Source organism: Indibacter alkaliphilus LW1, assembly GCF_000295935.2.
Taxonomy (GTDB): Bacteria; Bacteroidota; Bacteroidia; order Cytophagales; family Cyclobacteriaceae; genus Indibacter; species Indibacter alkaliphilus.
In genome coordinates this window covers 23,665-42,461 of record NZ_ALWO02000021.1, presented here as the reverse complement: position 1 = coordinate 42,461, position 18,797 = coordinate 23,665, and the positions used below count along the sequence as shown (strand labels likewise).

At 42.1% G+C, this 18,797-nt stretch carries 23 protein-coding genes; 4 read left to right on the top strand and 19 right to left on the bottom strand.

Annotated features, from left to right (window positions below):
• Positions 1–48: 48 nt before the first annotated feature.
• From A33Q_RS04200 to A33Q_RS21945, 17 genes are all read right to left on the bottom strand, one after another.
• Complete coding sequence (locus tag A33Q_RS04200) at positions 49–477, bottom strand: hypothetical protein (RefSeq protein ID WP_009035895.1); 429 nt, start codon at positions 475–477, stop codon at positions 49–51.
• A gap of 48 nt (positions 478–525) precedes the next feature.
• Positions 526–969: a hypothetical protein gene (locus tag A33Q_RS04195; RefSeq protein ID WP_009035896.1), complete on the bottom strand. Its 444-nt coding sequence runs from the start codon at positions 967–969 to the stop codon at positions 526–528.
• An 87-nt stretch (positions 970–1,056) separates the two neighbouring features.
• Positions 1,057–1,230, bottom strand: coding sequence for a hypothetical protein (locus A33Q_RS22280; RefSeq protein WP_009035897.1), 174 nt, complete (start codon positions 1,228–1,230; stop codon positions 1,057–1,059).
• A gap of 435 nt (positions 1,231–1,665) precedes the next feature.
• Positions 1,666–2,457, bottom strand: coding sequence for a hypothetical protein (locus A33Q_RS04190; RefSeq protein ID WP_009035898.1), 792 nt, complete (start codon positions 2,455–2,457; stop codon positions 1,666–1,668).
• The gene (gene traN, locus A33Q_RS04185) at positions 2,435–3,367 is read right to left on the bottom strand and encodes a conjugative transposon protein TraN (protein WP_009035899.1); all 933 of its coding nucleotides are present in this window, start codon (positions 3,365–3,367) and stop codon (positions 2,435–2,437) included. The genes A33Q_RS04190 and traN overlap by 23 nt, the downstream gene beginning before the upstream one ends.
• Before the next feature lie 4 nt (positions 3,368–3,371).
• Positions 3,372–4,589 carry a conjugative transposon protein TraM gene (gene traM, locus A33Q_RS04180; protein WP_009035900.1) on the bottom strand — a complete coding sequence of 406 codons (1,218 nt, stop codon included), beginning with the start codon at positions 4,587–4,589 and terminating at the stop codon, positions 3,372–3,374.
• A gap of 49 nt (positions 4,590–4,638) precedes the next feature.
• The gene (locus A33Q_RS04175) at positions 4,639–4,986 is read right to left on the bottom strand and encodes a hypothetical protein (protein ID WP_009035901.1); all 348 of its coding nucleotides are present in this window, start codon (positions 4,984–4,986) and stop codon (positions 4,639–4,641) included.
• Positions 4,987–5,000: 14 nt separating this feature from the next.
• Positions 5,001–5,618: a conjugative transposon protein TraK gene (gene traK / locus A33Q_RS04170; protein ID WP_009035902.1), complete on the bottom strand. Its 618-nt coding sequence runs from the start codon at positions 5,616–5,618 to the stop codon at positions 5,001–5,003.
• A 12-nt stretch (positions 5,619–5,630) separates the two neighbouring features.
• Complete coding sequence (gene traJ / locus A33Q_RS04165; protein WP_009035903.1) at positions 5,631–6,731, bottom strand: conjugative transposon protein TraJ; 1,101 nt, start codon at positions 6,729–6,731, stop codon at positions 5,631–5,633.
• Entirely contained in the window at positions 6,728–7,357 is a 630-nt protein-coding gene (locus A33Q_RS04160; RefSeq protein ID WP_009035904.1) for a hypothetical protein, read from the bottom strand. The genes traJ and A33Q_RS04160 overlap by 4 nt, the downstream gene beginning before the upstream one ends.
• Complete coding sequence (locus A33Q_RS04155; protein WP_009035905.1) at positions 7,354–7,992, bottom strand: hypothetical protein; 639 nt, start codon at positions 7,990–7,992, stop codon at positions 7,354–7,356. The genes A33Q_RS04160 and A33Q_RS04155 overlap by 4 nt, the downstream gene beginning before the upstream one ends.
• Positions 7,989–8,687, bottom strand: a complete 699-nt coding sequence (locus tag A33Q_RS04150; RefSeq protein ID WP_009035906.1) for a hypothetical protein — start codon at positions 8,685–8,687, stop codon at positions 7,989–7,991. Before A33Q_RS04150 ends, A33Q_RS04155 begins: the two co-directional genes overlap by 4 nt.
• Complete coding sequence (locus A33Q_RS04145; RefSeq protein WP_009035907.1) at positions 8,684–11,161, bottom strand: TraG family conjugative transposon ATPase; 2,478 nt, start codon at positions 11,159–11,161, stop codon at positions 8,684–8,686. The genes A33Q_RS04150 and A33Q_RS04145 overlap by 4 nt, the downstream gene beginning before the upstream one ends.
• Positions 11,151–11,492 carry a DUF4133 domain-containing protein gene (locus A33Q_RS04140; protein WP_009035908.1) on the bottom strand — a complete coding sequence of 114 codons (342 nt, stop codon included), beginning with the start codon at positions 11,490–11,492 and terminating at the stop codon, positions 11,151–11,153. Before A33Q_RS04140 ends, A33Q_RS04145 begins: the two co-directional genes overlap by 11 nt.
• Position 11,493: 1 nt before the next feature.
• Complete coding sequence (locus tag A33Q_RS04135) at positions 11,494–11,790, bottom strand: DUF4134 domain-containing protein (protein WP_407635777.1); 297 nt, start codon at positions 11,788–11,790, stop codon at positions 11,494–11,496.
• Positions 11,791–11,802: 12 nt separating this feature from the next.
• Positions 11,803–12,126 carry a hypothetical protein gene (locus A33Q_RS04130; protein ID WP_009035910.1) on the bottom strand — a complete coding sequence of 108 codons (324 nt, stop codon included), beginning with the start codon at positions 12,124–12,126 and terminating at the stop codon, positions 11,803–11,805.
• Between the two features lie 137 nt (positions 12,127–12,263).
• Entirely contained in the window at positions 12,264–12,488 is a 225-nt protein-coding gene (locus A33Q_RS21945) for a hypothetical protein (protein WP_152527376.1), read from the bottom strand.
• A 190-nt stretch (positions 12,489–12,678) separates the two neighbouring features.
• Here A33Q_RS21945 and A33Q_RS04125 point away from each other — a divergent pair, with 190 nt between their 5' ends.
• The 3 genes from A33Q_RS04125 to A33Q_RS04115 all read left to right on the top strand — a co-directional run bounded on the left by A33Q_RS04125 (position 12,679) and on the right by A33Q_RS04115 (position 15,523).
• On the top strand, positions 12,679–14,058 hold the full coding sequence (locus A33Q_RS04125; RefSeq protein WP_009035911.1) for a sensor histidine kinase: 1,380 nt from the start codon (positions 12,679–12,681) through the stop codon (positions 14,056–14,058).
• Positions 14,022–14,753 carry a response regulator transcription factor gene (locus A33Q_RS04120; protein ID WP_009035912.1) on the top strand — a complete coding sequence of 244 codons (732 nt, stop codon included), beginning with the start codon at positions 14,022–14,024 and terminating at the stop codon, positions 14,751–14,753. The genes A33Q_RS04125 and A33Q_RS04120 overlap by 37 nt, the downstream gene beginning before the upstream one ends.
• Before the next feature lie 356 nt (positions 14,754–15,109).
• On the top strand, positions 15,110–15,523 hold the full coding sequence (locus A33Q_RS04115) for a response regulator (protein ID WP_009035913.1): 414 nt from the start codon (positions 15,110–15,112) through the stop codon (positions 15,521–15,523).
• Between the two features lie 776 nt (positions 15,524–16,299).
• Here the strand turns inward: A33Q_RS04115 and A33Q_RS04110 are convergent.
• Entirely contained in the window at positions 16,300–17,160 is an 861-nt protein-coding gene (locus tag A33Q_RS04110) for an RteC domain-containing protein (RefSeq protein WP_009035914.1), read from the bottom strand.
• Positions 17,161–17,200: 40 nt separating this feature from the next.
• Entirely contained in the window at positions 17,201–17,794 is a 594-nt protein-coding gene (locus tag A33Q_RS04105; RefSeq protein ID WP_009035915.1) for a Crp/Fnr family transcriptional regulator, read from the bottom strand.
• Positions 17,795–18,023: 229 nt separating this feature from the next.
• On the opposite strand from A33Q_RS04105, the gene A33Q_RS04100 reads away from it, so the two are divergent.
• On the top strand, positions 18,024–18,455 hold the full coding sequence (locus tag A33Q_RS04100; RefSeq protein WP_009035916.1) for a MauE/DoxX family redox-associated membrane protein: 432 nt from the start codon (positions 18,024–18,026) through the stop codon (positions 18,453–18,455).
• Positions 18,456–18,797 lie beyond the last annotated feature (342 nt).

The window sequence follows — 18,797 nt, the reverse complement described above, 5'->3', positions numbered from 1 at the left end:
ACACACTTATCGGGATAGTGTCCATTTAAAAGAAATTTTTGAAATAATCTATTTGCAGCTTTCATTGACAAACACCCTCCCATTCTTTGCTATTTCCCCATCAGGAAAAATAGTTTTCAGATATAATTCACAATCAGAATGAGACTCAATAAAATATTTATAAGTAGCCAAAACTTCTAAATCATTTATGATTAAAGTATCCTTATCAATATACCAAAGACCTATTTTGTCAATAATTTTTTCGTTTTTTAAATCTTTAAAATGTAAAGTATCACTCTTAAATTCCAGAAAAACATTTTCCATATAAAGGTTATACATTTGAAAACCTCTTATTTGGTCTTCATTGCTAAGTTCCTGAAAACTTTTAGACCCGATTATATTTTCAAAAGTTTCATATTTTTCTAAAATCCATTTTCCTTCCAAAATAGGACTCAAAACCAAAATGAAAGACCCTATTAAAATAATTACTTTAGTCATACTTTATTTATTTATGATTTCAAAATATTCTATAAAATGAATTTGCATTTAATCGAAATCCATCAATTCTTCCTTTTTAAAAATCATACTACTTTTAAATGGAACTCCATCACGTGGATTAATCATTTTCATGTGTAGTTCAGTATTGCTTAATTTGGTAATTAAATATTTTTGAACGCTCATTTTTTGTAATTGTCCAATTACTAAAGTATCACCATCTGTCCACCAAAGACCTTTTAATTCAATAATTTCATTATTTTTATAGTCTGTAAATCTTACAGTATCTTTTGCAAAATGGTAATATGAACCATTTAGAACCTTTGAAAAGGTTTCAGCTAATTGACTTTTTGTCTCTTCATCTTCCATTTGAAATCTTTTTGATGTAAGAATATTTTCCATAGGTTCATTTCGATACATTTTCCACTTTCCGATTAAAAGATCATCATGGATAGAAAAAATTAGTAATACACATATTATTTGGATAGGATTCATATAGCACGTGAGACTTTAATTATATATTTAATTTGTAAACAAAAAGAAAATAAAGGCTGATTCTTAGAACAGCCTTTATAGCTAAAATCATTGCATTGGTGGGTTATGATTCGGACAATTTGCTTCATATGACTGTATTAGAAGCTGATACAATTCATCGCTACCCTGAAATCCACCACCACTAAGCAACAACCAAGCTGTGTCACAATAATCCGATCCACCGACCAGATTCTCCATTTTTTCCATGTCTAATCTTTCCATGATTTTTAAAATTTAAATGTGAATGAAACTAAGAAAATAAAGATTATGATCAAATATTGTTAGGCATTGATAACTTTACACTTACCGTAAATTGTACTATTCTTATAGTCATTCCCCAAAGAATATTCTAAATCTTTCGTTTCTCCCCTCCTTAATTCAAACTATTTATTAAGTAAATTTATGATTTACTTAATAACAAACTTTTTTTATAGTTTTTGTAAAAAAATTAAAATACAATTATTAATTATCCAATTTTATTTATAGCATATACCTGATAAAATTCCAGATTTGGCATTTATTAACTGCTTTGAATTTTTTACTAATGAGAAATTCGATGTATTTATATTTTAATTTCCAGTTTTGATTAAAGTCATGAAAAAAACACCTCCCCATTAGAAAGGTGCTTTTTACTTCATTCCAGTTTACTTTTACAAGTCAAACCCTCTTTCCCTTAGAAGCCTTGGGCACCTGGGGCGTTTCGGGTATCATACGGGCTTTTTTTTTGGATTCATCCGGCTCTTTGACCACATTGTCCAGCGTAAGCTCATTGGTTTTCACCGTCCTCATCTGTGAATCATACACGTTGACAGACTTGAACTTGGGGTTGGCCTCCACATACATGATTTCCTCTTTTCCGTCCTTTTGCATGGTAACCGGATATTGGTTGCCTTTTTGAACCGCTTTCAAAAGCCAATCTGCTTTGTTGGGATCAAAGGCCTCTTTGATGGGCAGGTTCTCCAGTACCTTTTTGACATCATAGCCATAATTCTCATGGTACTGCTCCATTTTGAAGTTGCCGTTCTGTTCCTTTACGCCCAGGTCCAGCTGCAGCCAGGCTTTGTAAGGCTCCTTTTCTGCATTGAGCAGGTTTTTCATTACTGCCCTGCCTTCCATTAGGTTGAAGGCCTCCTTGACCGTCACTCCCTGATTAGCATAGAAGGTATGGGTTTTGGGTTCAATGGAGGGATTGGCATTGGACAGGCTGACATCGTATTTGTTGAAGAAATAGCGATCAGAGACAGCTGATTTTCCGAAATGCAGCTGCATGTCCATGTTTCTGCCTTCCACTTCCATTTTGAGGGGGAGGGTAAAGTTCTCCTCCCCTGCTTTGAGCTTCTTTTCCAGCTGGGTTCCCAGGCTTTCATCGAAGCCTGAGTACTTGAGCCTTTCTTTGAGGTAATCCAGATTTTCCTGATTCATGGTGTTAGTGTATATTAAGTTGAACATTGGCAGGCTTTCTTGCTTTGAGCAGTTGCTTACCTTTAATTTTTAATGCGATATTGCGGTCACCCATACTTTCGGCAAATCCTATATGCAGGTATTTGTCATCTGCAATGGTGAATTCAGGATATACCAATACCAGCTCCATGGGGCCTTTTAAGCCATCTGCATCTTTTTCATGAAAGACTTTGACCGGAGTCTTTTCAATCTCCCTGACGCTGGTACGCTTCGCCAGTTTCTTATCCTGAACCCTGGAAATATCCAGGATGGGATCAAATGGAATATTGGACCTGTTTTTAAGCTGCATCCTGAAGTACATCAGACCATCCTGGGCATAGATGCTCCTGAGCATCAGCTTCAGCCCCAAATGCTTGTGCTTTTTGCGCATAAAAGGCCTTTCTGACTTCAGGGCTTCCGCCACTGCTTCTATTTCATGGGATTTGGGAAAGCCCTTGGCCAATCGTTGAAAAGATACCCTATCCCCTTCCTGTATGTTGATGGATGTTTCTGCGGGAGTATCATGGTAGCTTACTTCGAAATAAAATATGGCCCCATCTGCTGTCATGACATGGAGGTTGGTTCCCGGAAAATGTCTTTGACCTGCTTTCAGTTTGAGAACATTATGGGCAACCGCATCCTTTTGTGCCATGAGGGCTTTGCTTCCCCTGTCCACGCTCATGATTTCAAAAGGAAAGATGAGCACGGTAGTTTTATCCCATCCCACCTGGAGAGAAGAGCCGGAAATGATAACCTTTTGGTAGGTCCCGATTTCCGGACTCCTTCCCTGCGCCAGGCTTGAGTGGCTGTAAAATGCCAATAAGAATAAGAGCATGAGCAGGGACCATACCGGCCACCTTTTGGGAGAGGTACAGACTGCAGAATCACTGCACTGGAAAATATTGAGTTCAGCTGTCATGGCTTCAGGATTTGTCGACCAATAGAACCGGGTGCCCTGCCTTGACATTCACCTTGATCAACCTGGCTTTTTTGGACAGAAAGCCACGGGCTGTTTCCACTCCCATGCTGGCCAATTGGGTTTCCAGGGTAAATCCTGGCTGTACGGGATTGTATCCTGAAATTCCTGTATTGACCCCTTCCTTGGCCGCATCCCTTGATATGGCTCCGGGAATAAATACTCCTGGCAAGGCATCAAGTCCAAAGACTTCCATATCCACAGGCAGCAGGTAATAGTCCTTGCGCAATTGGGAAACCTTGACCAAAAGCCTTTCTCCCGATAGCCGGCAGGTGCCTGAAAGTTCATCTCCAATGTTAAAAAGCATCCCGTTGATCATGAGATCCTCTTCAAGCCGAAGCTTGACAGAGGCGCCTGTCACCAGCTCTTTGTCTTCGGCTATGATGGCCTGAAAAGCAGGCCTTAATTCCAGTTCCATTGAGGAGACCGTATTCAGGTCATAAAAACCGTTGGACTCAATAGGGACAAAAGCCTTTTCAGCCTCACTCTCAAAAATCCCGATGTCAGGTTTCACTTCAGGCAAGGGAGGTCTTTGGGCACTTTTTACTTCAAAAACAGGAGCTTTTTCCATACCTCCCTCTTCCCTGCTTTCCGAAACCATTTCAGGGTATTGTAGCAGCAGGATTTTATCAATCAGGCCCTCCAGGTGTTCCATTTCAGGATCCGGGGCTTTCTGGGACTGGGTAATATTACCCAATAGTTTTTCCAGCTTTTCCACCTCGGGATTCAGTGGAGGTTCCGGCTCTCTAAGCGTCTTTTTCCTTTCCGGAGCAGGAATATTTTTGGGCATAGCCGGCTCTTCAATCAGCTTGGTGATTTCTTTCAGGTTATCGGCTATGGCCAGCTGTTTTCTCTCCAGGCCAATGGGCATGCCTTCTGGTTCTAGAATCTCTCTTTCCGGAACCTTATCAAAATAAGGATCCAACCGTCTCTGTTCTTTGAGCTTTTTTTCTTCCTGCTCGGCCACCTGATAAATTTCCATTTTGCCGGCTTCAGCCTGTGTATTGATGGCCTGAGGCAATTCGGTATTGAGTCCGCTTGGACTTTCAGCAGCTACGAGCTCCATCCCTCCGCTTTTGTAAAGCAGGAACAACAGCAAGGGCACTATGCCCAGGGGCAACAACATGTAAAATATTGCCTGTCTTTTCTTTTTGAGATCTTTCATGGTATTGATGTTTAAAGTGAATGGTTGATTTATAGTGGTATTGTGGTTTTCAGTCTTCAAATATTTCTAAAGGAAATGACAGCCTATTTTCCCGAACCGTATCCGATGGAGCAAGCACAGGTATTTGAATATGATTCAAATACTCCTCTCCCCTTCTTTCAGCCCAAAGTCCGGAAATAAGCATGAAGCAATAAGCCATTGCCAGAAATCCCCATACATACCTCCTGATCGGTTTGGGCAGTTTTTGTTCCTGCTGTCCGAGAAACTCCCCTAGTCTTTTGGCATTTCTTTCTATGCCCAAATAGATGATGGATCCTGAAGGGAGCAGCTCCACCCCTAGCAATCTGATGCTTCCTGGACACCTAGCAAGGGATATTGAATCATGTTCAGTTTTCATGACAGATCATTTTTTTATCTCTTGATGACTTCCAGGTCCAGGTTCTCTATGGTCTTCCAGTTCTGGATCAGGAAGCCATGGGGGTTGTTGTCCGATTTCTGTACTTCTCTTAGGCGTCCTTCAGTGATCAGGCTCCGGATCACGATGGAGCTGCTCCGCTCAATTCTCTGTTTGCCGAAATAGCTGAAATGGTAGGGATAGACAGAGGTATCCAGCACTACGCTGTCCGGAATAAGCTCCTGTTGGATATTGGATGCCACCAACTGGCTATAGTATCCCTTTTCCCTCAGGTTGTCTATGGTTTCCTTTGCGGATCTATCGGCCAGGTACAGGGCTTTTTCCAGTTGTCTGTTGATGGCTTTTTCATCCGGTGAGAGGGAAAAGAAATGGTGGTGAAACATCCTGATATGGTCTCTCAGCTCCACATCCAAAAAAGCTGCCCTTGGGGAAGCCTGGGCCTCGAGGAGCTTATCCCATGCAAGCACATATACTTTGGAGGCGGACTCTTCTGCTGATTGCCGTACGGTCCATACCGCGTAAAGCATCAGCAAAAAGGACAGGCCCAAGGCTGCAAAGGAGAGCCTTTTGACATATTGGAATGCGGTTTCAAGGTGTTGTAATTGTTTGAACATGGTTTAGGCAGGTTATAAAGATGAAGAAGAGTTGAACCGCATGTACTTGGCAGCCATGGCCGGAGATGAGGTCAGTAGGTTGCTGCTTCGGTGGAGAAGTGTATCCCGGCCTCCCACGCTGACGATGTAATTGGCCACAGAAGGCACCGTAAAGTATCCTATGATAGCAATGATCAAAAAGACCAGATAGGCTATATCAGTGGAAGAAAAATAGGTTCTTCCCGATGCGGCAATTTGGTCCATATCCATGAGAAGCATATTTTCCTGGATCTTGGCAATGATGGCTCCAAATATGTTGGCAATGGGCAGCCACATGAACACATTGATATACCGGGCAAACCAGGTATACAAAGTATGTTGGAAACCGTCGAATACGGCCAGTCCAAGAACAATGGGACCCAGTATCCCCAGCACGATCAGGTAGAAAATCCGTATGGTATTGATGGCCAAAGCAGCTGCCTGATAGAGCAGTTGGAGGATTTCGGAAAGTATCCTTTTCACATACTGCTGCATGTTGAATACCAATAATTGACTCAAAAACTTAGAGGCATTTACACTGTCAGCAGCTAAGCTTTCCCCCGGCACCCTATCAGGATCTTCGTATTTGAGCCAGAGTTCTGCATTGCCCAGGCTCTCGGGACTTACAGCAAATACCTCTGCATATTTCCCGCTCTCCAGGGCCTTTTGTTTTTCATCCAGCATGAGCTGTATGGCAGCATGTGAATCTCTTGTCAGTATACCTGTCACCTGCGTGATCGGATCCAGTATACCGTTCATGATATTGAGCAGGGTGGGAAAGAAAAGAATGGCCAATCCTATCCCGAAGGGTCTGAGCAGTGGATAAAACTCCACAGCTTCTGCATTGGCAATGTGCTTCCACACCCGGGAAGAGATATAGAGCAATGCTGCCACCCCTGCAATGGCCCTTCCCACAGAAGTCAGACCGGAAGCCAAGGGAATCATTTCCCTGTAAAGGTTTTCCAATACTGCCTGCAACCCTGATGTTTCATTGCCCAGGCTTTGGGCCATCAGCATACCTCCCGGCATGAGCAGCAAAGCCATGAAAGCAAATGCCTTCTTTTTCCTTATTTCCATCCTGGCTACCTTTCTCATGGCCTTGTAAACTGAAGTGAAACGGAAACCTGATGCTGCTCCTGCCTCTTCAGGCCTGCTATGCCTGCAAAGACCAGATCAGCCTGGGTATAGGCTGAAAATAGCCTGCCCATGTCCCTGTGTATCCCATCAATGGCAGCAAGCCTTTGGTCATCGGACATGGAGAGCCTTCCTGCAGTAAGTATGAGACCTAATTCCTGAAGGTTGGAGATGCTCCTGTCCATCAGCCTGCCGTAATACCTTTGCATATAAGCCAGCTCATTGGGACCAAAGCTTCCTGACTGCCTGAAGTAATTCAGGGACTGGCCGGAGAGTCTGATCACCCTGAGCTGCATATCTATGATCTCCCTTATCCTGTAGTAATTCCTTACCTGTGGACTGACTTCCAGCAGGGCATCAAAAAAAGTCCTGTGCAGGGAAAAATTACCCTGACTCAGATCCCTTACACCGGTATATCCTTTGGATAAGATGTTATAGCCATCTTCCATTGTGGTAAGGATACTTCTCAGTTGGTTGAGCTTGTCAACATTGAGGAGCAGCTGTTGTATTTCATGGTCCTGGGCTTTTGCCGAAAAGCCGGTAAAGCACATCTGAAAACAGAGGCAAATGGCAAACAATCGTTTCATGGGTATAAGGTTTTGCTTTGATTAATTGCTGTAGATTCTATCATCCTATGTTGTAGGATTCCCTCGTAGATCAGGACCAGTCTTCTCAGGTCTTTTTCCGTTTCTGTTAAAGCCCGGCCCAGCGCTGTCAGCCTTTCCAATCTTTCTGCATCATCCATTTCGAGCTCCCCTTGGGAGAGCAGTATTTCTGCCTGTGACTTCTTTTGTTGCAGAACCTTATTTATGCCTGAGTGAAGCTGCATCAACCCCTGCTGTAAGCGAATGGGAATGCCGGATCTGTTGATCATTTTCCGAACTGCGAAACTTAAGTTTTCAAGCTGATCGAGTTGGGTTTTGATTTCGGATTCCAGGCGTTCATGTTCATTCGGGGGAAGGGCTTCAAAATCCAAATAATGGGAGGTATGCAGTCCAAACTCCCCTTGCAGGTCTTCATTGATCAGACCCAGTCCAAAGCCCTTTTCACTGTATCCTTTTCGGATCGTTCCGTTCAATACCCGGAGGGCTGCATTCTGGGAGACGAGGTACTCGATCTGGGTCTTTTGCTGCATAAACCACTCTTTGAGGTTCTGCCCTTCAACATACTGATTGACAATCAGGTAAATCACTATGGATACAATTAACTTGACGGCGTTCATGGCAGTAATTTTTTAAATGACTTCCCTTGCTGAAGCTGTGATTTGCGCATACTATGTAAGCCGGTCAGCTGGGCATTTACCCTTCGGGTATCTGCCAGGAGCAAGGCCGTATTGTCACGGATTTCCTCCATTTTTCTGATCCTCTGTCCATCCTCCATTTTGAGGCTGTAGTCTTTCATGAGCGTGGAAAGCTGCTGTACATTTTCCAGGGAATGGGATAAAATCCTCCCATACATCCTTTGGATTTCCAGTAGCTCTGCGGCCACAAAAAGCGGCTCGGCATTGAGAAACTGCCAGGTCAACATGTACTCTTCCACCAGTGCTTTTTGCAGTTCCACTGTCTCTTTGGCCATCTGCATATCCTGCAAAAGTGACCTTACTTTCCAGAGGCTTTCATAGTAATCCGAGTACAGTTCCTGCTGTCTTTGTGTCCAGTTCTGTATTTCTTCCAGGCGGAGTTTGGACAGGGTATTTTCTATTACTTTCTGTGCATTCTGGAGCCAGATGACTTCATTCTGTCTGCGTTGGATCTGCAGGTCTACGGCAATGATCACCCGCTTCACCCCTGCTTTGATGATCTCTGAAATTGGATCAGAAGTGGCATTGGCATTTCCAATGCCCACACAGGCCGAGAGTAAGAGGCATGTGATAAATTTCAGGCCCTTCCTTCTGCCCATTCTGAACAAAGGCTTCATCGCTTTAGGGTTTTGAGTTCCTCTGCCATCTGTACAATGGCCCGCTGTCTGTCTCCCGAATACCTTTTGGTGAGCATGTCCAGTCTGGAGCGTTCCTTTTCCTCAGTGGTATAGGTCAGGTACTCTTCCGGACTGACCTCAGTACGGTACACCTTCCCTACCGGTCCGAGTCCGATAAACACTTCCTTGTAGCGGTATTTGGGATCATTGGCCTTGTTGATGGAAAGTATCTGCATTTTCTCCCTATCGGTCAATCCCAGGAGATCCTGAATGTGGTGGAACTTGTTCTGGTATTTGGATTGGTCCAGCAGGATTTTGCAGTCGGAATTGTTGATGATGGCATCTTTGACCACAGGGGAAGAGATGATGTCATCCACCTCCTGGGTCACCACTACTGCTTCCCCGAAGAACTTCCTCACAGTCTTGAAGAGGTATTTGATGTATTCGGCCATACCTTCTTTGGCGATGGCCTTCCAGGCTTCCTCTATCAGGATCATTTTCCTGATCCCTTTGAGCTGCCTCATTTTGGAGATAAAGATTTCCATGATGATGAGGGTCACTACAGGAAACAGGATGGGATGATCCTTGATGTTATCCAGTTCGAAGACGATCAGCGGCTGGTCCAGGAGGTCCAGGTTTTCTGTGGCATTGAGCAGGTAGTCAAACTCACCTGACCTATAGAAAGGCCTGAGCACATACAGAAAATTATTGAGGTCAAATTCCCTTTGGCTGACCTTCAGTTCCTCCAGCTCTAGGGAGAAGTCTGCCACCAAGAACTCATAGAAAGTATTGAAGCAGGGAAACAGGTCAGGCTTTGCTTCCAAATAGGCATAGTAGGATTTCAGGGCATTGGAGATGGCCACATATTCACTTCTGGTAAAGGTCTCATCATCTTTTTTCCAAAGGGCCAAAAGCAAGGTTTTGAGACTTTCCTTCTTTTCGGTGTCCAGCTTTCCTTCTCTCAATACAAAGGGATTGAAGCTGATGGGCCGATCCTCCTCATAGGTGAAATAGTAGCCTTTGAGCAGTTCGCACAATCCCCGGTAGGAATGCCCCACATCCACCAAAACCACATGGGCACCGTGCTCCACATAGCTTCTGACCATATGGTTGGTAAAGAAACTTTTACCTGATCCAGAAGGTCCCAGTACAAACTTGTTGCGGTTGGTGATCCATCCCCTTTGCATGGGTTCATCTGAAATATCCACCAAGAGGGGTTTGCCATACAGTCGGTCTCCCAACCTGACTCCGAATGTCCCGGGAGAGCTGTGATAAGCACCCTCTGAATTGATCAGGCAGGCGGCTATATCCGCAAAGCAGTCGAAGGTTTCATTGACAGGCAAGGCTGCTTCATTTCCCGGAATACCGGCCCAGTACAGCTGAGCTGCCCCATGGGTTTCCAGTTTGGGAATGATGTTCATTTTGGTGAGCGCGGCGGCTGTCATGTTCTGAAGTTCCCGCTTACCCTCTCCCCAGCAGATCAGGTTAAAATGGGCCTTTACGGGAGTTCTGCCTTCCGATATGGCCTCATTGAGGTAATCCTGCATGGCATCTGCGGCAATGGCATTTTCCCTGCTGTAGGCTGACAATGACTGAAAGCGCAGTCTTCTGGACTCCAGGTTTTTTAAAACCTTGTTTTTGTCCTCTGTTACGATAAACTGATTGTAAATATGATTGCAGGGCAAAAGATGGGATATGGGAGCTGTCAGCCCCAGGGTGAAGGCACTCCTATCACTTGAATAAGGTTCAAACTCTTCGGCAACAGGGAAGAGGTTGGGCAGGTCATTGACATCTGCCAGACTGAATATTAGCGGCTCCTGTTCCCCTATTTTCAGCTCAGGATGGAAAGCAACATCCGACAGCAGTCCTTTGGAGGCATTTCCGTTCAGCAGGATATACTGTTCCAAAAGACCTGCTGCACCCAGATGTCCTGTATAGTCTTCAGAAAACAGCTTTTTGACCTGGATGCCGGACTCTGCCAGTACTGCTTCGCACTGTCCCAACAGTGCGTGGAATTTCTCATAGACCCCATCTGAAAGCAGTTCGGGATCAGGCAGGGAACTGCGCAGGAGGTTGGATAATGCTGAGTTGCCTAGGGGTTTGCCCTGATTTCTTCTGCATAAAAACAGGTAGGTATCATGGGAGAGGTATTCCCTTTCATGAAAGAAGAGCTTGCTTTTGTTTTCCAGAAAGCCGGCGGTGAACTCATCCAGCTCTTCTTTATGGCTATTGTCCACCTGCCTTTTCAGGAACCTGTCCTGTTTGTGCAGGATGTATCCTTCTGGCAGGAGCCGGATCAATTTGGTCCAGGTGGCATGGAGGTTTTCAAGTTGCTTTTCCCCTTGGGTAAATATTTCGGGGAAGCTCAGTTTGAATCCAGCAGTGATTTCTCCTCCATAAGAGAGCAATATCCCATCTTCCAATCTGTAGATGGGAAAGAGTTCATCCAGGTCTTTAATCTTATTATTGAACATGATTCAATTTGTTTAAAGTCTTCAACCTTTTCACAAATACCCTATCCCGAAAGCGGATCACCCTTGGCAGGCGCTTTCTTGCCGAGAGCTTCATCAGGCCATTTTCTCCATAAGTTTTGTTCATCTCCATGATTTTCCATGCCCCGAAAGCTCCGGGGGCTCCTATCAGGATCAGGCTAAGGATAAAATTCAGACCTACCAGGTACATTAGGACGAGGGCAAAGAGCATGGATAGGAGCAACAAACCCATATAGAGAATATACTGGGCTTTGAGGCCCTGAAACTCCATGGGTGCATTGACTCCTTTGTTGATTTTGAATGTCCTGCCCATATTATCCGAAGAAAGAAGATAGTACGGTGGCGACGACTACGAGGAACACACAGCTTCCGAACCATGCTGCTGCCACCTTTCCTGTATCGGGTTCACCGGAATTCCATTTGTTGAACACTTTTACTGCTCCTACCAGGCCGACTATGGCACCTATGGCATACATCAGGTTGACGCCGGACTGGAAATAGGATCTCACTTGGGTGGTGGCGGCCGAGATTCCGGCATTGCCGTCCTGTGCCACCGCTGCTGCGGAAAGCAACAGCAGGGCTGTGAGGATCAGGGGGATTTTAAACTGCATTTTTTGCATGGCTTAAGAATTAAGTTTAGTGGATTTGTAATTGGTTTCGAGTTCTTTGATGATACCCCTATAAGGTTCCTGCAGCAGTACCGGAAACGCTTTGAGGGGTTTGTTTTTATACATGAGGTAATCCCTGTAGGCAGCAAATGCCTCTATGAGCCTAGGAGAACTACTATCCACAGCCAAATCATCGCCAACTTTGGAAGGACTTTTCACCTTTCCGAAGGCCTTCTTCAGCTTATCTCTGTAAAAGCTGAGGAGAATTAGCCCATAGTAGATCAATAAGAAGAGGCCCAGGGCCAGCCAGAAATAAGGGGAGGAAAGGTCTACCATCATTATGTTCGTTAGTATGACCCAAATCTGAAAAATCCATATCCCTAAAATTCACCCTCTTGACCCAAGTCAGGTGAAAAAACCAGCAAAAAAAAACAGCCCAAAAAGGGCTGTTGGGTAAGGTTGATAAAAAGATCATCTTACATCTGCGCGCAGATAAGTAAAGCACCTGCCAATGCATCTGAACAAGTTGATGCTGTGACAGTCACTTGGTATCCATTGCCACAATCTACACTAACCTCGCAAGAGTCCATGGTTGTATTACAATCCGGACAATCCTCCATAAATGATTCCCCTGAACTCAGGCTTAGTGAACAAAGGGAGAATACAAATCCTGCCAAAATAATTTTTACTGATTTTCTCATAGTTTTAATTTTTAAAAATTGAACATAATTGAATAAAATTCAAGACAGCAATTCACTTACTGTCAAATACTTCTGGTAAATTCTGTATTATACTCTGTATTTTTTCAAGAAAAGTGTTAAGTAGTATTAACTCCTTAGTAAAATGTGCAGAATTGCACTTATATTTAATAATACTTTTAGTTTGAAAGCTATGAAATATAATAATCTCCTTTTCATCATCAGCCTTTCAGTAATTTTTGCTGTAAGCCTTCAGGTTTACAGGATAGTCCAAAACTACCATTTCCAAAAGACAAGGGTAGCAGTTGATCTACAGAACAATTTAAATCACACCACAGACTTATACTTTCAGGAAATGGGAAAGAAAGATATTTTAACTGTAAAATTTACTCCAAATCAAGACAGTTCCCCTTCGGAAATTTCCACTAATATAAATCTGGTAAAAGCCTTAGACTCAATACTAAATCCGACATCGCCAAAAAAAGAATTAAAGGATGAACTAAACATTGAAAATTTTATGGATATCAAAGTTTCCAGCAGTAAATCAAAATCCATAAAAGCCACCATTATAAGGGACACTTTGGATCAGCATTTATTTGAAATGCTCTTTGTCAGGGAGTTAATACCCTATAATCACAGCATCGATTATGAGATTATCCATATCAATGAAAACCTTGAGCCGCAGGAATTGGAACAATTAGCAAGCAACCCGGAAAACCAGGTACTTGAAGCCAAGTCGGTCTTTATCCCCAAGGGGCAGCGGATTTTTCTCCAATATACCAACCATCCCAAAGCTTTAATTGCAAGTGGCATATTCGATATCAGCATCTCCATGGTATTTATTGCTTTGATTGTATTTGCATTTATGATGCTTTTCAGGTCACTCAAAACCCAGAAGGAAATTGATGAAGGTCAACAGGAGTTTGTACAATTTATCAGCCATAGTCTTAAAGGCTCTCTTTCTAAAGGGGTTTTTTCCGTAGATTATTTAGAAAGCCAGATCAAATCAAAAGAGGCCAAAAGTCTGGATTTGAAGACCTTCGAAATTCTCAAAAGGAATCTTGGTTACCTGAACAATATCTGTGACAGAATACTGAATATTTCCACTTTGACCCACAATGAAAAGCCGCTGACCAAGACCTCTTTTGATCTTTTGGTTCTGATAAAGGAATGCATTCCTGACAAACCCGGTGAATATGGAAAAGACTTTTCCATTGAGACAGAGCATGATGAAGTACAGATCATTGCTGACAAAACTTTTTTAAGGGAAACATTTTCCATCCTTTTGGACAATGCCATCAAGTATGGAGGGGACATTATCAAAATTGTGGTTGAGCAAAAAGAAGCCATTCTTATTTCTTTTATGGATAACGGGCCCGGAGTACCCAGGAAACTCCGGAAAAAGATTTTTGACAAATACCATAGAGGCATATTCCAGAAGAATGAAAGCCTGAAAGGAAGTGGATTGGGCTTATTCTACGCCAAATCAATTATAGAATTACATAAAGGTAATATTCAACTTAAATTTTCAGAACCATGGACAATCTTTCAGATCAAAATCCCCCGGAAATAAAGAAGAAAATACTGATAGCAGAAGATGATGAGGAAATGGCCTACATGATGCAAAACGCCTTAAAAGACCTCGGCTATGAGGTAAAGGTAGTCTATGATGGTGCCGCTGCCATACATGAGTATACTATCAATCCCCCCGACCTGATTATCCTGGATATCATTATGGAAAAAACCAGCGGTTTGGAAGTTGCGGCGCATATACGAAGCAATGACAGACTAACGCCTATTTTTCTACATTCTGCAAAAACGAGTGTTGAGGATGTACTGGAAGGCTTGAGTATTGGGGTGGATGACTATCTAAGAAAACCGACAAACATCGAGGAGCTTAAGTTAAAGGTCCGAAACTTTCTGAAAAAGCCTCAACCGAAATATGATCAAGGTTGGTACAGACTCGGTGATCTTGAAATTAATTTCTATGAATCAAAAGTAAGGTGTAAGGATAAGGAAAGAAGCCTACAACAAATGAGAAAAGAAGTTTTATGGGAATTGTATACCAATATGCACAGGGTGTACCCCACTAGGAAAATGATCAACAAAATATGGGGGGCTTACAACGATCAGAATGAAGGGAATTTAAGGGTTGTGATTTCAAAGCTGAAGGATGTGTTGAAAATGGATCCCAAATGCCAAATCGTAAATTTAAGGGCTAAGGGATATCGGTTGATCACCGTTTCGAAACAAAAGGAGCTGAGCTGACTACCAACCCAGCTTTACGCCCCAATCTAGCACTTCCCTGTTTTTGGCGGCACCTTTAATTCTCTATTGGGCATCCCTCGCCAAAAACAATTCCAATGATCTACTCCAAAACCTAGGGTTGAAACCCTAGGCTATAATACAAGGTACCCCTATAGGGCTGAGGACAGTAAGCCTTTCTATTAGGCGAGAAGGACATCCTTTATCAACTTAGATCAAAAACATGGTATGGAGGTAAGATGAATGATATTTTTTGGCCTGAAGGATTTAACGCTTGAATAATTTTCATTTTTAAAATAATACCTTAAATTTAGTTCACCTTATGAGAGAGGATTGGGTTATACCTTAACCTTTATTTTATGCTCCAAAACCATCCTTGGGAAAAAGTCATTCTGATAGATGACGATCCTCTCTTTTTAACCATCAATAAAAGAATCATCCAGCAATTACTACCAGAAATTCCAGTTCAGTCTTTTCAAGATAGTATGCAGGGATTACACTTTTTGCTCAGAAACTTTCCCGAAAAATTCCACCAAAAATCCAGGTTCCTCATCTTATTGGATTTACTGATGCCAAAAATTAGTGGAATAAAACTGATAGATACCCTGTACCAATATTGCGAAGGTTTCGAGCAATGTTACGATATAGTGGTTGTCAGTAGCAGTGTTCAAGAAATCCCACTTGAAAGTTTAATCATTAGGGGCTTAATCAAGAATGTTGCTCAAAAGCCACTTACACTTTGTTTTGCCAAAACTGTACTGGAAAAGATCTAAGATCATTTTTCAGTTTTTAGATAATAATAGCCTTCGGAATTTAAAAATTCCAAAGACAGATAATTCAGGATTGGCAATCCTTTTGTAACTATATTCATGTTTAGTGAGACTGATTCCAATACTCTTGTTCAAGTCTATTGGCAGGAACCCAAACACCAGCGGTTTATAGCCCCTATATTGCTTAGGCATGCCATTCTATTTAGGGCGTGCTGAAAAACGCCAACAAGAGAATAAATTCTTTGCATTTTGATGAATCCCAATTTAACAAGTATTTTCTTTTTAAGAAGGTGCAAGTTTATTCAATGATCTAGCTTGATTTGCGTGCTCCTGGAAATTCCACAACTTGAAATTTTCAGGCTAGTCTCAGACATACCATCTTCTTCATTGGGCTCACTCGAAGTATAAGCATACATCTTCATTCGCCCGCTTTGAATCTGGCATACCTGAGACTTTTTCAGCAAGCCCTATTTAGGGCTATATCCAGCTCCAATTTCTCCCTTCCCTGTTTTTGGCGGAACCTTTAATTCCCCATTGGACATCCCTCAGTCAAAACACCATTTTTGTCAACCATAGATCGCAGGGTTCCATCTTGGGCTTTTCAATGTTTGATCAAATGATGGTCATTAGTTTCCAACAAACAGTTCCTCAGTTCATCGATTCACCGATTAAACAATTTCACAATTCCACAATTTATCAATTCTAATAATCCCTCATGCCCATCTTTAAGTCCTCTAATGGCTAAACACTGGATTACAAAATATCTAAACACCCCTCCTTTATGGGTAAGTCATATCAGAAAAAGACTCTGCCTTTTCCATGGATTGAACCAGGTTGTCCTTTAAGGAGTCAAGAAACACTGTCCTGCTTTTCTTCCTGATCCTGATCTCCTGAAAAGTCCTGTAGTAATCTTTAAGCCTTTGAGGAAAAAACCTGCTCAATCCTTCTGCTATTTCCTTGATTTCGGCACTGCCATTATTAAAAACCCCGGCCACTTTGAGTGCATAAATCAGCTCTATCAAATGGACCTTGGGTGCAGTCCACACCAGTCGGGGATCATCCGGACTATCTTCGGCAGTCGCCCGTCCAAGGAACTTTATCTCTTTTTGAAGGTAGCTGTTGACTTCTATATAGGCTTTGATTTTCGACACCAGATAACTGTGGACTGTACTGAATCTTTCATCGAGTGAGGAGCAGATTCCATTCGGTCTTTTTTCATGATTGAAGTTCTTCCTTAAAAAGTACTGGCCATCAGAATCACTCCTGTTGAGTTTGATATAATTATGCAAATGCTGCTGGGATTTCAAAAATTGGTATACGATTTCCTGTTTCTTTAAAAGGTACTGTTTCTGAACCTTTTTACCGGCAATAGGTCTATCTGATTCTACTGTAAATACTTCTGCATAGTAAAAGAGCGTACTTTCAAACTTAGGCTTGATCTCCTTAAAAAACCTGATCTCTTCCTCTTCATCATTGAACTCATATTTAAGGACAAATTCCTTGAGCTTGGCAATAGTCAATTCTGTCTGCTCAAAACAAAGCTGTAAATGCTGCAGCTTATTTCCTCCGTTTTTTGGTATTTCATCCAGTTTTTCCTGCAACTGTGACCAAAGTGAAATTGTAAACTGATCTACTGTCATAATTTTTAAACTTTTAGTGAAACATTGATTCCGTTTAAGTTCAATTTTCGGATGCTGTTCTCTTGATGGTACTTAATGTAGACCTGGAAATCCTCAACACGCCTGTAATATCTTTGCTCATCAATATATTGCCAATGTTGGGATAAAGGCCTAAAAGGGCTTCGTATTTCTGATGGCTGTTCAATTCCATAATTTCCATTTGCCAACGCAAAAGGTCCCTTTGAAAACTCCTGATCATATTTATCAGAATAGGATAAAATCCGGGAATACTTTTGATCAATTCCTTTTCGAAAGATTTTCTTAGCCTACAGATTTGCATCTCAGTCCTTGCCACTATCATAAAATCACTTGGCTTTTCACTCAAATAGGATTCTGGATCATAGGCCGTAGATTTGGGAAGAAAAATATACTTGCTGGTAGAAATCCCTTTCTCAGAAAGATGGGAATACACAGCTATGCCTTCTAAGATATATCGAAAATACATATCTACTTGACCAGCGAACTTCAGATACATACCTTTTTTATATTCTATGAATTCGAAGTATGTCATGGCTTTTTCAAAATTCTTCATGCCAAGCTGATCAAAGGGGTCAAGCTCACTTTTTAATCGAATTACCAATTCATCTCTTTTCATCAATTAGGTTGTGTTAAAAGTAAAACAAAATCAAATCACCGAATCAAAATTAATCATGCACTTTAGTTGAAAAATAAATCTATTTATAAATTGTATTATTCACCTAATAAAAAGTATTAATTAGTGCTAACTATGTTAAAACATGTTCAAAAACAATCAAAATAAGGCTCAAAAGTGAAAATGTGCAGTTTTGGACATGGGAAAAGTTAAATATTTCCGAAATTTAAACATGTCAAAGGAAGCCAAACCATACAGGATAAAGCCTTATATATCAGAAGCCTGCGCCCTCCTACTCTGCTTGCTTTTTGCCTATACGGCGATCAGCAAAGTCTATGACTGGCAGGGTACCAAAGGGGGATTGTACAACCAGGTTTTTCCGGATTGGATGGCTACGGCAATTCTTTATGGATTACCACCTATAGAACTTGTCACCTCCGTAATGCTAATCAGCAATCCTTTGAGGAAAACAGGCTTTCTGGTTTCCATTATCCTGCTGGCTGCCTTCAGCATATATATAGGCATAGTGATGACAGGCATCTTTGGCAGAACCCCCTGTAGCTGCGGCGGGGTGATCAACAGTTTGGATTGGGGAGAGCATTTGGTGTTTAACCTTGTGTTTTTGGGGATAGCGGTGATAGGGCTAAAAGTGAATAGAAAATAGTGATTAGAGAATAGATAAAGAATGAAACGGGAAAACTGAGATTTGAAAAGATATATGTTGAAATACGATAGAAATAAAGTAGAAATATTGGTTAGGCTGATTTGAAGGCTCGGTTCTCTAATTCAAGTGATTGGGGTATGGTGATTTGGTAGCCATGGGTATGGTGCAAAATTCTCTTACTACATTTTTACCGTTTTGCGCCACAGCCCATGGTCATCATTAGCCCTATAAGGGCGCAGGTATAATAGCCTCGGGTTTCAACCCGAGGATCCAAATCGAGAAGTTGGATTTGTTTTTGGCCGCAGGTAGTTCAATGGTGAATTCAGCTTATCGCCAAAAACA

Coding starts and splice junctions, on each gene's coding strand:
- A33Q_RS04135 (WP_407635777.1), bottom strand. CDS start 11,790: ATGCAGTTTAAAATCCCCCTGATCCTCACAGCCCTGCTGTTGCTTTCC.
- traJ (WP_009035903.1), bottom strand. CDS start 6,731: ATGAGAAAGGTAGCCAGGATGGAAATAAGGAAAAAGAAGGCATTTGCT.
- A33Q_RS04130 (WP_009035910.1), bottom strand. CDS start 12,126: ATGATGGTAGACCTTTCCTCCCCTTATTTCTGGCTGGCCCTGGGCCTC.
- A33Q_RS04115 (WP_009035913.1), top strand. CDS start 15,110: ATGCTCCAAAACCATCCTTGGGAAAAAGTCATTCTGATAGATGACGAT.
- A33Q_RS04175 (WP_009035901.1), bottom strand. CDS start 4,986: ATGAAAACTGAACATGATTCAATATCCCTTGCTAGGTGTCCAGGAAGC.
- A33Q_RS04155 (WP_009035905.1), bottom strand. CDS start 7,992: ATGAACGCCGTCAAGTTAATTGTATCCATAGTGATTTACCTGATTGTC.
- traK (WP_009035902.1), bottom strand. CDS start 5,618: ATGTTCAAACAATTACAACACCTTGAAACCGCATTCCAATATGTCAAA.
- A33Q_RS04195 (WP_009035896.1), bottom strand. CDS start 969: ATGAATCCTATCCAAATAATATGTGTATTACTAATTTTTTCTATCCAT.
- A33Q_RS04120 (WP_009035912.1), top strand. CDS start 14,022: ATGGACAATCTTTCAGATCAAAATCCCCCGGAAATAAAGAAGAAAATA.
- A33Q_RS04140 (WP_009035908.1), bottom strand. CDS start 11,492: ATGGGCAGGACATTCAAAATCAACAAAGGAGTCAATGCACCCATGGAG.
- A33Q_RS04150 (WP_009035906.1), bottom strand. CDS start 8,687: ATGAAGCCTTTGTTCAGAATGGGCAGAAGGAAGGGCCTGAAATTTATC.
- A33Q_RS04110 (WP_009035914.1), bottom strand. CDS start 17,160: ATGACAGTAGATCAGTTTACAATTTCACTTTGGTCACAGTTGCAGGAA.
- A33Q_RS04100 (WP_009035916.1), top strand. CDS start 18,024: ATGTCAAAGGAAGCCAAACCATACAGGATAAAGCCTTATATATCAGAA.
- A33Q_RS21945 (WP_152527376.1), bottom strand. CDS start 12,488: ATGAGAAAATCAGTAAAAATTATTTTGGCAGGATTTGTATTCTCCCTT.
- traM (WP_009035900.1), bottom strand. CDS start 4,589: ATGAAAGATCTCAAAAAGAAAAGACAGGCAATATTTTACATGTTGTTG.
- A33Q_RS04125 (WP_009035911.1), top strand. CDS start 12,679: ATGAAATATAATAATCTCCTTTTCATCATCAGCCTTTCAGTAATTTTT.
- traN (WP_009035899.1), bottom strand. CDS start 3,367: ATGACAGCTGAACTCAATATTTTCCAGTGCAGTGATTCTGCAGTCTGT.
- A33Q_RS04105 (WP_009035915.1), bottom strand. CDS start 17,794: ATGAAAAGAGATGAATTGGTAATTCGATTAAAAAGTGAGCTTGACCCC.
- A33Q_RS22280 (WP_009035897.1), bottom strand. CDS start 1,230: ATGGAAAGATTAGACATGGAAAAAATGGAGAATCTGGTCGGTGGATCG.
- A33Q_RS04160 (WP_009035904.1), bottom strand. CDS start 7,357: ATGAAACGATTGTTTGCCATTTGCCTCTGTTTTCAGATGTGCTTTACC.
- A33Q_RS04145 (WP_009035907.1), bottom strand. CDS start 11,161: ATGTTCAATAATAAGATTAAAGACCTGGATGAACTCTTTCCCATCTAC.
- A33Q_RS04200 (WP_009035895.1), bottom strand. CDS start 477: ATGACTAAAGTAATTATTTTAATAGGGTCTTTCATTTTGGTTTTGAGT.
- A33Q_RS04190 (WP_009035898.1), bottom strand. CDS start 2,457: ATGTTCAACTTAATATACACTAACACCATGAATCAGGAAAATCTGGAT.